Genomic DNA, 12,891 nt, shown 5'->3' with positions numbered 1-12,891 from the left:
TGGCCGCGGGAGGAAAGGCATGGCCGAGGAATTGGAAACCGAGCGTCCCGACGTTCGCGAGGATGGACGCCGCCCGCCGCGGGCGGTGGTCGGTTCTCACCGCGTCGAGGAGGAAATGTTCGGCAAGGCTTTCGACGGCAGCATCATTAAGCGCATCTGGGCTTTCGTTCGCCCCTACCGCACCCAGGTTGTCTGGGCCGTTGTCGCGGTGCTGACCTTCACGATGATGCAATTGCTGATCCCGCTGATCATCCGTTACGCGATCGACCACGGCATGTCGCCAGGGGGCAATCATTCGGCGCTGATCTGGGCGATCGTCGCCTTTACCATCGCCATCCTTATCAACTATGCGGCCAGCTACGCTCAGGAAACGCTGGTCGGCAATGTCGCGGAAGAGGTGCTCTTCGACATCCGCAAGGCGATGTTCTCGCATCTCCAGCGCGTCTCGCTCTCCTTCATGGACAAGACCGAGGTAGGGCGGCTGATGTCGCGTCTGCAGGGCGACGTCAACTCGATGCAGGAATTCCTCGAAACTTCGGTGCTGTCAGTCGGCGACATCGTGCTGCTCTTCGGCATCATCTTCGTGATGCTGTATCTCGATTTCAAGCTGGGGTTGCTCACCCTCTCGGTGCTGCCGGTGCTCTTCATCGTCCGGCTGTTCTGGCTGCCGCTCGCCCGCAAGTCGTTCATGGCCGCGCACGAGACCAATTCGGTTGCGAACGGCGCGCTCGCCGAAGCGATCCACGGGGTCCGCGCCGTACAAAGCATGGACCGGCAGGGCGTCAACTTCATGCTCTACGACGACAAGGCGCATGCCAATCTCAAGACGCATCTGACGGCGGCGCGTTATGCCCAGGTGATGGTGCCGATCGTCGACAGCCTGACCGGCGTTGCGATGGCGCTCGTCATCGTCGTCGGCGGCGCCCGCGTTCTCAACCAGGCGCTCGACGTCGGCGTGCTCGTCGCCTTCCTCTTCTACATACAGCGTTTCTTCGACCCGATCCGGTCGCTGACTTTGCAATATTCGGTGATGCAGCGTGCCATGGCGTCGGGCCAGCGGCTGACCGAAGTGCTCGACGTGCCTGTTGACATCAAAGACGCGCCTGACGCCAAGACCCTGTCCCGCGACATGGACGGCTCGGTGGAATTCAAGGATGTCGTCTTCGGCTACAATCCGAAGCATCCGGTGCTGAAACATGTGAGCTTCAGGGTCAATCCGGGCGAAACGGTGGCGCTTGTCGGGCCGACGGGGTCGGGCAAATCGAGCTGCATGTCGCTCATCCATCGCTTCTACGACGTGCAGCAGGGCCAGGTACTGGTCGGCGGCCATGACGTCAGGAAACTGACGCAGGATTCGCTCGGAGCGCAGATAGCCATGGTGCTGCAGGAGCCCTTCCTCTTTACCGGCACCGTCTTTGAAAACATCCGCTACCACAAGGTCAATGCGACCCGCGAGCAGGTGATCGAGGCGGCCAAAGCCGTCGGCGCGCATGAGTTTGTCATGCGCCTCCCCGATGGTTACGACAGCGTTCTCGGTGAGCGCGGCGGCAATCTCTCGCTCGGGCAGCGCCAGCTTCTGAGTTTTGCCCGCGCTTTGGTGGCGGATGCGAAGATCCTCGTTCTCGACGAGGCGACGGCCAATATCGACAGCTATACCGAAATGCTGATCCAGAAGGCTCTGGTGAAGCTGCTCGAAAACCGCACCGGTCTCGTCATCGCCCATCGCCTGGCGACGATCCGCGAAGCCGACCGCATCATCGTGCTGCAGAACGGCGAGATCATCGAAAGCGGCGATCACCGCCAGCTGATGAAGAACGGCAAGCTCTATTCCAAGCTCTATAATCTCAACTACGCCTCATTCGACGATATTCCCGAAGATGTGCTGGATGAGACGACGGCTGCGGAATCGGCGACCTGATGCCGGATGACCTGCGTTAATGCCTGTCGCAAAGTTTGAACGAACCAACGCCTTGCTGCCGCATTTCCCTTTTATCCGGGGCAAGTGCCACTGAGGAGAATGTCATGAAGAGAATTATTAGCAGCCTGTTGATCGCGACGGCCCTTGTTGGATCGGCCATTCAGCCTGCTGCCGCGCGTGACCGTCATCATGATGACACCGGTCGAATTATTGCCGGCGGCGTTGCCGCAGGTGTGGTCGGCGGCCTGATCGGAGGTGCGATAGCCAATAGCGGCCCTCGCTATATCGACGGTCCCCGCTATGTCGAACCGGCTCCGAGATGCTGGTACGAGGACCGCGATGTCCGCAACCGCTATGATGGCGGTTATCACGTCGAGACGGTACGCGTCTGCGATTAGCCTGAAATATTGCGGCGGCAACGTTTTCAACGCCGCCGCTTTCGCTATCAGCCGAGTCTGCGACCGCAGCCTCGGTTTTGCCAAAGCACCATCGCCTTCCGGTTCAACCCGCAGGATCACGGTCAAAAAGCTAGGCGACACCCCCGAGTTTCATCGATAAAGACGAGCCGCCTCGGATCGAAGCGAGCTTCCCAAGTCTTCAGTTGCCTGTCCCGCTTTCATCAGAAATTCAATGCGACTGCGATCGTCTGCTGTAGCTCGTTCTTCGAAAAGGGCTTGCCGACCAACGGCTGGTGAGCAAATTCAGCTGGCAATCCACTCAGGCCATATCCGGTGCTGAATATGAATGGAATTTGACGTTTGCGGAGGATTTCCGCGATCGAAAAGCTGGGCTCGCCAGCGAGGTTGACGTCCAGCACCGCCAGATCGACTTCCGCTTTGGTCGCGACGATTCGCGCGTCCGCAAGCCGCGATACGGAAGCGACGACCTCGAAACCGAGATCCTCGAGCATGTCCTCGATCATCAGGGCCACCAGGCCCTCGTCCTCGACAACGAGGACCTTCAGGCCGGAAATGTTTCTCATGCGTCCACCAGTCCGACTGGAATCGAGATGCGACAGGCTACGCCGGCCTGCTCAAAGGCGAGGTCAAACTCACCTCCCAGGTCGCGCTCGATGCAGCGTTCCATCAGCCGGGTGCCGAAACCGCGCCGGGTCGGTGGCCGGACCGGAGGCCCGTCATGCTCATGCCATTCGAGGATAATCCGTGGCTGAGCTCCGGCCTCACCTCGCAGACGCCAAGTCAGGGAAAGCCAGCCCGCCTCCGAGGATAGTGCTCCGTATTTAATTGCATTCGTGGCGAGCTCATTGAGAGCCATTGTCAGGCTGAGTGCTGTCCGCGAATTTAGAGCAGCAGGAGGCCCATGGACCTTGATGCGCCCGGCTGCTTCGCCGGCGGGCGGCATCAGCACCTCCCGGGCGAGCGAATCCAGGGGAGCGTCCTCCCAGTGCCGCTTGGTCAGAAGATCGTGGGCGCGGGAAAGAGCCAACAGTCGGTCTTCGAAGCGCCGCAGGAAATCATCGAGATCGTCGGCGTATCTTGCGGTCTGTCCGGACAATGATTGCACGGTCGCCAGCATATTTTTGACGCGATGATTGAGCTCGTCAATGAGAGTCTTCTGCCTGATTTCGGCCCTTTTGCGCTCGGTGATGTCGACGAGCATGTTTATCGCTCCGACGAGATGTCCATCGCCGTCATGAAGCGGCGTGGGATAGGGTATGAAGGGAACACGGCTGCCGTCCGGCCGCTCCGCAATGGCCTCCACTCCGCGAACCGGACGATCTTCCCTCAACGCTATGGCCATCGGACACTGGTCGTGCGGCAGTGGCGTGCCATCGGGATTGAAGAGACGCCAGGTGACACACCACATGTCGCCGGCCTGTGGCGTTCGCCCTGACATCTGTATCGCCGCCTTGTTATAGAAAGTAATCCGTCCCGCCTGATCCGTCGTATAGATTGCGGCCGGTAGTGCTTCGAGCAAATCGCGCATGTGTTGCTCGCTTGCGCGTATCTGATCTTCCATCTGCTTTGCGGCAGTGACGTCCTGGATTATGCGCACGCCGTAACGGAAGCCGCCGACCTTATCCCGCACGGACGAGCTATGGATATCGAGGTAGACGATGCTTCCATCCGGCTTTGTTGCGCGTTTGCGCAGCACATAATTATCGAGTTCTCCGACGATCTGACGCGCATAGAGTGTGGCGTCCTCCTCTCGGTCGTCACCATAGGTGTAGTCGAAGAAGCTCATGCTGAGAAGCTCGTCCCGAGAACGCCCCAGCATCTGGCACAGAGCGTCGTTGACGCGAAGCAGGCGCCCTGCGGAGTCCGCTTCCGCAATTCCGATAGTCGCAGCCTCGTAGGTCGCGGCAAGACGTTCCTCACTGTCCTTGCGGGCGCTCTCGGATTCGTGGAGATCGGTCACATCGGTCGTGAAACAACGCGTATTGAGGAACTCTCCATCCTCGAACCGGCTGTTGGACGTGATCAGCACATGTTTGATCGAACCGTCTTTGGCGCACAAACGAGCAGGATAACGGTCGAGCTTCTCGCCGCATGACAATTTGTGGAGGATATCCCCGATCACCGGCGCATCCGCGTGAAATTCGGCGATATGCCGTCCGACATACTCTTCGGCGGTGTAACCGAGAAGAGCAAGCTCTGCCTTGTTGGCGCGCTGGATGATGCCATCCCCACCAACGATGTGAAGACCTATTGCGCTGTTCTCGAAGAAATCCTCAAGATCTGTGTTTTTGCGGTGCACCTCCTGCTCCATGGCTTTGTGCGCTGAGATGTCCTGGAAGCAGTTTATCGCACCTTGAATACGGCCCTCGTCGTCTTTCAGCGCACGCACGTTCACCAGCGCAACAAGACGCGAGCCATCCGGCCTTTCGATGACGACCTCAGCGTTGCGGACTTCCCTGCCGGTGAAAACAGCCGTCGCCATCGGGCAGACTTCGTGATCCAGGGGAGTTCCGTCCTGCAGGAAAAGAGCATGTGAACCGCAGAAGCGTTCGCGCCTGTCTTCGAGCGGAGGCGTTCTTCCCCAGAGATTGGCGGCTTCTTTGTTATAGCGGACAAGCCAACCGTCGTGATCGCAGAGATAGACGGCACCAGGGATTGCGTCCAGCACGCTCGGCGCCGCAGCAACAAGCGCGTCGTATTCGCTCATCTTGCGGGCGGGGACGGGGAATTCCTCGATATTCGACATCGGCGACCTTTGCGCTTATGATCTTGTCGTCGCAATCGAGGCAATTGTGGTGTCACGCGAGGTAGCGCGATCTCGTCCACCTCATCCGCTAATCCATCGAACCAACAGCAACACGTCTAAACGTGCAACTTTGGGATTGGTTTCATCTGATAGCGAAGTTTCCAGAGGTCCTCAAAGTTGATGCAGTCGACCCCTGGCTCACCAGCGCAACTCGTTGCAGCTGCACAAAGTCTTTCAGCGTCGGTCCAAGCGCCTTAAGCCTCCCCGCAGCTTCGCCGGAAGCTCTTCCAACTGAGCCTTGGTGATGTCCAGCGCCTCGGCGCGGTTCGATTGAGATGCCGGTCGCGGATTTGCCCGATGAAGATCAGATGTTAGATCTCATAAGGATGCTATTGACGTTGGCCACGCCGCAAAATTCGGGCTGCCGCGGCCGTCTGTCATCTGGCTGTCAGAGACAATCAATACCTGACAGTTGATGAATGATGGTCCGGCGAACGGCGGCAAGACGCCAAAAAAAGAACGCATGCGTTTCGTCAGCGCCGAGCAGGTGGCACAGCTGGCGGGCGTTTCGCGTTCGGCCGTCTCGCGCAGCTTTACGCCAGGCGCGAGCGTTGCGCCTGCAACCCGCGAAAAAGTGCTGCGGGCCGCAGACGAACTCGGCTACCACGTCAACGACCTGGCGCGGGGCGTGCTTGCCAATCAGAGTCGCCTGGTCGGCATCGTCGCCACGCGGCCGGAGGTGGGTTTCCGCGCACATCTGGCCGCCGCCCTTGCCAAAGCCCTGATCCGGCGCGGCAGCATTCCGATCCTCATCAACACCGGCCAGACGGAAGACGAACTGCTCGCCGCCCAGAAGATGCTGATCGGCCATCGCGCCGAGGCGATCATCATCCTGTCCGGCTCGCCGCCGGCGAGTTTCCTCGAGCTCGCGCAGCGGAACGGCCAGCCGCTCGTCGTCATCGGCCGTTCGGAGCCAGACGTCGACCATGTGCGCGCCGGCAACTCCGAAGCCTCGCGCAGGGCGGCGACAGCCTTTTACGAAAGCGGCCGGCGTCGGCTGGCGGTCATCGGCTCCAACTCGGGGACGCCTGCGATCGTCGAGCGCGAAACCGCCTTCCTTTCCGCGGCCGAGTCGCTCGGCGCATCCGTTGTCGTCGTACGCGGCGACGATTCCGATTATGAGAGCGGCGTCGTTGCCGGCCGCGCGCTCTTATCAGAAAAAATAAAGACCGACGCTGTCTTCTGCGCCAACGACCTGATCGCCTTCGGACTGATGGATGTCGCGCGCCAGGAAGCACGGCTGCGCATTGCGGAAGATGTCGCCGTCATCGGTTTCGATGATGTGCCGGAATCCTCCTGGCTGAGCTATCAGCTGACCACCTTCCGCCAGGATCCTTTGACCATGGCGCAACGCGCCGTCGCGCTAATGGAGCGGCGGCTTGAAAATCCGAACGCGCCGCCGGCTTACGAACGCGTCATTCCGGAACTCGTCATCCGCCAGAGCTTCAGGCCATAACCCGTCCCCCGACTTTTCGCGGGCGCCATCCTGTGGCAAGAAAGGGCAAATACGATCCGGTCGGGAGGAAAATCGTCGGAGATGAAGGGAATTCGTCAGCTCGCCGAGCATCTCGACATTTCGATCGGGACCGTGTCCCGAGCGCTGAACGGGAAGCCGGATGTCAATGAAGACACGCGCCGGCGCGTGCTCGCCGCCGCCGAAGAGCTCGGTTATGTCGCCAACCAGTCGGGTCGCAGTCTCCGCCAGGGGATGACCAACGTCATCGGCCTGATGCTGGAGGTCAGCCGCGAGACGGTCGAAAACAGCGACGACTTCTTCCTCGGCGTCACCGACGGGCTGCAGAGCGTCTTTTCCCGCCACAAGCTCGATCTGGTCATGCTGCCCTGCCCCGATGACGAGGACCCGCATGAATATCTGAAGCGCATGGTGGCGCGGCGGCTGGTCGATGCGATGATCATCTCGGCGACGCGGCGCACCGATCGGCGCATCGAGCTTCTGGAAAAGGCCCGCATCCCCTTCGTGGCGCTCGGCCGCAGTGCGTCAGGCGGCAGCTATACCTGGATGGACCTCGATTTCGAGGGCGTGGCGGCGCGCGGCGTCGACCGGCTTGTGGCTAAGGGTCACCGGCGGATTGCGGTGGCGGCCCCCTCCTCCGACATCAATCTCGGCTACATCTTCATCGACAGCTACCGCCAGGCGCTGAAACGCCACGATATTCCCTTCGACCCGGCCCTCGTCATCCGCGTCAAGTCGAGCGAACAGGGGGGTTATCAGGCCGGTCACGAGCTGCTGATGATCGAAGAACGCCCGACCGCGATCATCCTCATCCACGAGCTGATGGCGATCGGGCTGTACCGGCGGCTTGCCGAAGCTGGCATCGTGCCGGGGCGCGATCTCGCCGTCGTCGGCTTCCGTGAGGAGCCGCGCACGCATTTCCTGCAGCCGTCGCTGACTTCCTTTCGCATGTCACTGCGCGATCTCGGCGCCCAGCTGGGGGAAACCTTGCTCGCCACCATGCCGGCCTATGCCGATCATTATCCGCAGGGCGCCCGCAACAGGATCTGGCCGATGGAGCTCGTTCCAGGCGAAAGCGACGCCTTCACGCTGACCGGCTGAACCCCGTCACATAGGCAAGGTTCAGCCGGGCCGGCATCAGGCGCGGCCTGAGGCCGCCTGATGCTCCCGGCTCGACAGCTGATGCGCGACGACGAAGACCAGCACGGCGCCGGCAGCAAGGCAGGCGGCCAGGAAGAACATCGGTGCGATGGTGCTTCCGCTCTCATCCTTGATCCAAGGCACGACGTTTTGGGCGATGAAGCCGCCGAGGTTGCCGACCGAGTTGATTGCGGCAAGGCCGGCCGCCGCACCCGCGCCTTTCAGGAAACGCGAAGGCAGGCTCCAGAACACCGGCTGGGGGGCGAAGATGCCGGCGGCAGCGACGCAGAGGAAGACGAATTGCACCGTATGGTTCGGGATCAGAGCTGACAGCAGCAGGCAAGCCGCGCCAATGAAGGCCGGAATGACGATATAGGGCGTCTTCGATTGCGCCTTGTCGGCCATGGCGGGCACTGCATAGAGCGAGACGGCGACAAGCAGCCAGGGAATGACGTTGAGGAGACCGTTCACGGTGTTGCTTACGCCGAAGGCCTGGACGATGGTCGGCAGCCAATAGCTGAGCCCATAGGCCGACAGCGGAAAGGCGATATAGCAGAGCGCCATCAGCAGGACGCGCGGATCGACGAGCGCCTTGAAACCATTCTCGGCATTCTCGCCCATGCCGGCGTTTTCCGCAGTGAGCCGGCGTTGGAGCCAGTCCTTCTCCTCACGGCTGAGGAAACCTGTGCTCTCCGGCCGGCCGGGAAGATAGTAAAAGGTGACGATCCCGGCGATGACGGCCGGCACACCGGTCGCCAGGAATACCCATTCCCAGCCGGCAAAGCCGTAGAGGCCGTCGAGATCAAGCAGCACGCCGCCAAGCGGTGCACCGACGGCATTGGCGATCGCGCTGAAAATCATGAACAGCCCGACCATCCGACCGCGATAGGCCGAAGGGAACCAGAGCGTCAGCAGGTAGAGCACGCCAGGGAAGAAGCCGGCTTCGCAGACGCCGAGCAGGAAACGCAGGATATAGAACATCGTCGCGTTCTGCGTGAAGGCGAGCGCCACGGTGACAAGCCCCCAGGAGACCAGGATGCGTGCGAACCAGACACGCGCGCCGAGCCTGTCGAGGAAGAGATTGCTCGGCACTTCGAAGAGAAAATAACCGATGAAGAAGAGCGAAGCGCCAAGACCATAGGCATATTCGCTCAACCCGAGAGCATCAACCATCTGCAGCTTGGCGAAGCTGACGTTCTGCCGGTCGATATAGGCGATCAGATAGAGAATGCCGAGAAACGGCATCAGCTTCCAGGTGATTTTCGTGATCAACCGCTTCTCATCGACCATGCATATTCTCCAGATTGCGACCGTTTATGCAGCCTAAATAGAGCGGCTCTCCGATAATCAATTAGGCGTTGCATATTGTCGCAGCTCGCGCTGGGATGAGACGTCGCACCCGGCGACCGGGTGCGGCCTGTCTCCGGTCATTCGGCCGCGGCGACGGCGGCGCGGCGGCCGATCGTTGCCTGGGTCAGCACGAAAGCCGAGAAGGCGCAAAGTGCGATGCCGGCGGCCATCGGAACGGCCGTGCCGTCAAAGAACAGGCTCGATATGACCATGGCGACGGCGGCGATCACGAAATGCAGCGTACCCATCAGCGACGAGGCGGTGCCGGCGATTGCGCCGTGATCCTCAAGGGCAAGCACCGCGCTCGTCGGAATGACGAGCCCGAGGAAACCGTAACCGATGAAGAGGAAAGTCGCCATGACCGGCAGCTGATTGAAGCCTGCAGCCATCACCACCGCCATGACGATCATGGCCAGCGCGAATGCGCTGACGGCAATCCGCATGACGCGCACCAGGCCGAAACGCTCCCCGAGCCAGCCCGTCGCCTGCGATACCGCGAAGAAGGACACGGCATTGATCGAGAAGGCGAAGCTATATTCGGTCGGCGTCAGCCCGTAATGCTGGATGAGCACGAAGGGCGAGTTGGCGAGATAGACAAGGAAGCTCGAAATGCCGAGACCGCCGATGAAGGTCAGCGTCAGGAAATTACGGTCTGCGAGCAACAGACGATAGGCCTTCATGGCGCTGCGGAGGCCACTGCCGCCGCGCTCACTAGCAGGCCGTGTTTCATCGAGCTGTGTGGCGAGCAACCCCAGGCCAATTGCGGCAGCAATTGTCACAGCCCAGAACACACCGCGCCAGCCGTAAAACTCGATGACGGCGCTGCCCGTCAGGGGTGCCAGGATCGGCGAGATCGAGAAGACCAGCATCAGCAGCGACATCAGCCGTGCGGCTTGGACGCCGGTGTGCATGTCCCGGACGATGGCGCGCGGAATGACCATGCCGGCAGCGCCGCCGATACCCTGGACGAAACGGAAGGCGATCAGCGTTTCGATATCGGTCGCGAGCGCGCAGCCGATCGAGGCGAGCGCGAAAAGGCCGATGCCGAAATAGAGCGGCAGCTTGCGGCCCCACATGTCCGACAGCGGCCCGTAGACGAGTTGGGCGAGCGCAAAGGAGATGAAGAAGGCGAGCAGGGTCAGCTGGGTAACGTTGTTATCCGCATGCAGGTCCTGGCCGATAGAGGGCAGCGCAGGCAGATACATGTCGATGGCAAAGGGGCCGATGGCCGACAACAGGCCGAGGATGAGGGCAATGCGAAAGAAGGAAGCCGTCATAATGGTGATCTTTCGTAATAGCGCAGCGGAGGCGCCTGATCGTCGCTCCGCACTCTTTAGAATCACGCATCGTGCTTTCCGAAAACCGGTTCGATTTCCGCGCCGATGCGCCGGTTGAATGATGATCGTTCGCGCGAAGACGAAGTTGGGAGCTCATATCTCCAGCGTGGAACCAAGAGTGTCAATAAATTTGGACACACCTGTAAAGCTAGACGCCATTGTCTAAACCGTCAAGACGTCTTATCTTCGCTCCATGAAAGACAGCATGACACCGGCAGTCCGGACGACTGGGCATTCGCAGCGTGGACAATGCGCCAAGCGTATGTCGATCCTCGACGCCGCCGCCGACGTCTTCTGCCGCCAGGGTTTTGCAGCCGCCAGCATCGACGAGATTGCCGCCGTCGCCTGTGTCTCCCGTCAGACGATCTACAACCATTATCGTGAAAAGGAGACGCTGTTTGTCGCGGTCGTCGAGGACGTGATGAATCGCGCCAACGCCATGCTCTTTTCCGTGCTGTCGACCTTTCCTGACAGCGCCGATGATCTGGAGGACGATTTGACGGCCTTTGCCGTGCGCCTCAACAAAAACTGCATCTGCAATCATGATGGAAAATTCCTGCGCAAGCTGGTGCAAACGGAGGGCGAGCGATATCCGCACCTCTTCGAAAACTGGCGTCAGCAGGGGCCGAGCAAGCTGACCACTGCGCTTTCCGCGCTTCTCGCGCGCCTTGCCCACAAACAAGCTCTTGCCATCGATGATTTCGACATCGCCGCCCGGCAGTTCGTGGCGCTCGCCAATGCCGACCTGCAGATGATGACGCTGTTTGGCGGCACACCCTCCAATGAAGAGCTGGAAAAGGCGGCGCGCAACGCCGTGCGTACTTTTCTCAAAGCCTATGGCGGCCCGAAGGCCGAAAAGGCCGGCGCACAGCCGCAGCTCGCGGCCATATCCGACTGATCACCCCTGGTATCAAGTAAAGACCGTCATCTGCGCAGGCACGACGGCGAACATGCCGACGCGGCGGGCGGCAAGATACTTGACCAACTGTTCGACAACCGAAGGCATGACCGGCTTCTGGACCACGCCGACCGCGCCCTTGACGCCGTCGGCGACGGTCTCGGGATTGCCCGTCATGAAGACGACGGCAATGCCATGCTCTTCTGCCAGCCGCCTGCCGAGCTCAGGCCCGGTCGGGCCGTCGGCGAGATTGACGTCGACGAAGGCGATATCGGCGGACGGCGCCAGCCGCAGCGCCTGTTCGCGATCATTCGCAAGGCCGGCGACCTGCATGCCGATGCCCTCCACCGTCGCGCCGAGATCAAGCGCGATGAGGAACTCATCTTCGACGATCAGCACTCTCTGCTTCATGAGATCATCTCGTTGGCAGCGCCGCACGACATTGGTGGCCATGATACGTCCCCTTGCTACGCAAATACTTCGAAAGAAGGAGCCGCTTCGGCAGCCCTGTCCCTGCCGAAACTCATTGTCGTAACGGGGAACTTGACGATATGTTCCGCGGTGGAACGCGATTTTCGCCATTTAACGTATTGTTAACGTTGATAAAATTCTTAACGGAGAACCGACAAGGCGAAATCGGCCCGATCATCTTTCAAACTCGAGCGAGCACTTCTGGACACGGACGCCCGATGATACGATATGATTATCCCATCGGTTTTGGTGGTTGAGGATAACATTGAGAACCAAGCTTATCGTCCTGGCCATCGTAGCCGTCAGCCTGTTCGCTTATACCAAAGTGATGGCCAGGATCGGCTCAGGCTCGCCGTCCCCGGATGCACCGCCGGAGCAAAGGGCCGATCTCATTCGCGTTTATAAATCCGAACGCCGCATGGTCCTCTTCAAAGGGGACGCTCCGATCTCGACCTATCAAATTTCGCTCGGAAGTGCCGCCGATGCGGGTCCCAAGCAACGCGAAGGCGACGAGAAAACACCGGAAGGGCGTTATGAAATAGACTGGCGCAATCCGAAATCCGTGGCCCATCTGAGCCTGCATATCTCCTATCCTAATGCGAAAGAGCGGCGCGAGGCGGAGGCGAATGGCTCTTCGCCAGGCGGCAGCATCATGATCCACGGACTGCCCAATGGCTGGGGCCTGCTAGGAGGGATCCATAGACTGTGGGATTGGACGGATGGCTGTATCGCCGTCACCAATGCAGAAATGAGTGATATCTGGGCACGCGTTCCCGATCACACGCCCATCGACATCATGCCTTAGGATCAGCCGCGCAATTCGACAGGCTTAAATCAGCCTTGCCCTGCCTGACGAAAACCGCCCGGCTGCGGCAATCAGCGGGAAGCCACCGGCGAAAATAGTGGTTTCGTCAATCGCCGCCGCCGAATGACGAGGGCCTCCCCGGCGGCGCCTGCCATCCCCGTCCCGAGCGGGACATCAGCGGCAGCAAGGAGAAAGGCAAGGTTCCGAGGGCGGGAAGACAAGGCCGCCGAGGCAGATCACAAGGCGGCCGCTCAGGCCGATGTGACAACCAAA

11 protein-coding genes are annotated in these 12,891 nt (G+C 60.5%); 6 read left to right on the top strand and 5 right to left on the bottom strand.

The genetic code is table 11. From position 1 onward, the window contains the following. The first annotated feature begins 19 nt into the window (after positions 1-19). Together J2J98_RS24055 and J2J98_RS24050 are read left to right on the top strand one after the other, a co-directional pair. Positions 20-1,918 carry an ABC transporter ATP-binding protein gene (locus J2J98_RS24055; RefSeq protein WP_207603669.1) on the top strand — a complete coding sequence of 633 codons (1,899 nt, stop codon included), beginning with the start codon at positions 20-22 and terminating at the stop codon, positions 1,916-1,918. A gap of 104 nt (positions 1,919-2,022) precedes the next feature. Then, positions 2,023-2,316 (top strand): hypothetical protein, encoded by a 294-nt coding sequence (locus J2J98_RS24050; RefSeq protein ID WP_207603668.1) that lies wholly within the window; start codon positions 2,023-2,025, stop codon positions 2,314-2,316. Between the two features lie 221 nt (positions 2,317-2,537). On the opposite strand, the gene J2J98_RS24045 is transcribed toward J2J98_RS24050, so the two are convergent. Together J2J98_RS24045 and J2J98_RS24040 are read right to left on the bottom strand one after the other, a co-directional pair. Beyond that, positions 2,538-2,900 (bottom strand): response regulator, encoded by a 363-nt coding sequence (locus J2J98_RS24045; protein ID WP_064707357.1) that lies wholly within the window; start codon positions 2,898-2,900, stop codon positions 2,538-2,540. Further along, the gene (locus tag J2J98_RS24040) at positions 2,897-5,083 is read right to left on the bottom strand and encodes a PAS domain-containing sensor histidine kinase (protein WP_207603667.1); all 2,187 of its coding nucleotides are present in this window, start codon (positions 5,081-5,083) and stop codon (positions 2,897-2,899) included. The genes J2J98_RS24045 and J2J98_RS24040 overlap by 4 nt, the downstream gene beginning before the upstream one ends. Before the next feature lie 475 nt (positions 5,084-5,558). Here J2J98_RS24040 and J2J98_RS24035 point away from each other — a divergent pair, with 475 nt between their 5' ends. Both J2J98_RS24035 and J2J98_RS24030 read left to right on the top strand, forming a co-directional pair. After that, positions 5,559-6,599 (top strand): LacI family DNA-binding transcriptional regulator, encoded by a 1,041-nt coding sequence (locus tag J2J98_RS24035; protein ID WP_138396178.1) that lies wholly within the window; start codon positions 5,559-5,561, stop codon positions 6,597-6,599. An 81-nt stretch (positions 6,600-6,680) separates the two neighbouring features. Then, entirely contained in the window at positions 6,681-7,718 is a 1,038-nt protein-coding gene (locus tag J2J98_RS24030; protein ID WP_138396179.1) for a LacI family DNA-binding transcriptional regulator, read from the top strand. Positions 7,719-7,754: 36 nt separating this feature from the next. Here J2J98_RS24030 and J2J98_RS24025 read toward each other — a convergent pair whose 3' ends face one another. Next, positions 7,755-9,047 carry an MFS transporter gene (locus tag J2J98_RS24025; protein WP_207603666.1) on the bottom strand — a complete coding sequence of 431 codons (1,293 nt, stop codon included), beginning with the start codon at positions 9,045-9,047 and terminating at the stop codon, positions 7,755-7,757. A gap of 137 nt (positions 9,048-9,184) precedes the next feature. Next, positions 9,185-10,384 (bottom strand): multidrug effflux MFS transporter, encoded by a 1,200-nt coding sequence (locus tag J2J98_RS24020; RefSeq protein WP_207603665.1) that lies wholly within the window; start codon positions 10,382-10,384, stop codon positions 9,185-9,187. A gap of 253 nt (positions 10,385-10,637) precedes the next feature. Between J2J98_RS24020 and J2J98_RS24015 the strand changes: the two genes are divergently transcribed. Then, positions 10,638-11,342: a TetR/AcrR family transcriptional regulator gene (locus J2J98_RS24015; protein WP_138396182.1), complete on the top strand. Its 705-nt coding sequence runs from the start codon at positions 10,638-10,640 to the stop codon at positions 11,340-11,342. Positions 11,343-11,354: 12 nt separating this feature from the next. On the opposite strand, the gene J2J98_RS24010 is transcribed toward J2J98_RS24015, so the two are convergent. Beyond that, entirely contained in the window at positions 11,355-11,795 is a 441-nt protein-coding gene (locus J2J98_RS24010) for a response regulator (RefSeq protein WP_064707364.1), read from the bottom strand. 283 nt (positions 11,796-12,078) lie between these two features. Here J2J98_RS24010 and J2J98_RS24005 point away from each other — a divergent pair, with 283 nt between their 5' ends. Beyond that, positions 12,079-12,618, top strand: coding sequence for a L,D-transpeptidase family protein (locus tag J2J98_RS24005; protein WP_207603664.1), 540 nt, complete (start codon positions 12,079-12,081; stop codon positions 12,616-12,618). The last annotated feature ends 273 nt before the right edge of the window (positions 12,619-12,891 follow it).

The organism is Rhizobium bangladeshense, from assembly GCF_017357245.1.
In the GTDB taxonomy this organism is placed as follows: Bacteria; Pseudomonadota; Alphaproteobacteria; order Rhizobiales; family Rhizobiaceae; genus Rhizobium; species Rhizobium bangladeshense.
The sequence above is the reverse complement of the archived record's forward strand: the minus strand, read 5'-3'. Positions and strand labels throughout refer to the sequence as shown.

Excerpts from the sequence above, each read along its gene's own strand:
- J2J98_RS24055 (WP_207603669.1), top strand. The coding sequence starts at position 20 with ATGGCCGAGGAATTGGAAACCGAGCGTCCCGACGTTCGCGAGGATGGA.
- J2J98_RS24050 (WP_207603668.1), top strand. The coding sequence starts at position 2,023 with ATGAAGAGAATTATTAGCAGCCTGTTGATCGCGACGGCCCTTGTTGGA.
- J2J98_RS24045 (WP_064707357.1), bottom strand. The coding sequence starts at position 2,900 with ATGAGAAACATTTCCGGCCTGAAGGTCCTCGTTGTCGAGGACGAGGGC.
- J2J98_RS24040 (WP_207603667.1), bottom strand. The coding sequence starts at position 5,083 with ATGTCGAATATCGAGGAATTCCCCGTCCCCGCCCGCAAGATGAGCGAA.
- J2J98_RS24035 (WP_138396178.1), top strand. The coding sequence starts at position 5,559 with ATGAATGATGGTCCGGCGAACGGCGGCAAGACGCCAAAAAAAGAACGC.
- J2J98_RS24030 (WP_138396179.1), top strand. The coding sequence starts at position 6,681 with ATGAAGGGAATTCGTCAGCTCGCCGAGCATCTCGACATTTCGATCGGG.
- J2J98_RS24025 (WP_207603666.1), bottom strand. The coding sequence starts at position 9,047 with ATGGTCGATGAGAAGCGGTTGATCACGAAAATCACCTGGAAGCTGATG.
- J2J98_RS24020 (WP_207603665.1), bottom strand. The coding sequence starts at position 10,384 with ATGACGGCTTCCTTCTTTCGCATTGCCCTCATCCTCGGCCTGTTGTCG.
- J2J98_RS24015 (WP_138396182.1), top strand. The coding sequence starts at position 10,638 with ATGAAAGACAGCATGACACCGGCAGTCCGGACGACTGGGCATTCGCAG.
- J2J98_RS24010 (WP_064707364.1), bottom strand. The coding sequence starts at position 11,795 with ATGGCCACCAATGTCGTGCGGCGCTGCCAACGAGATGATCTCATGAAG.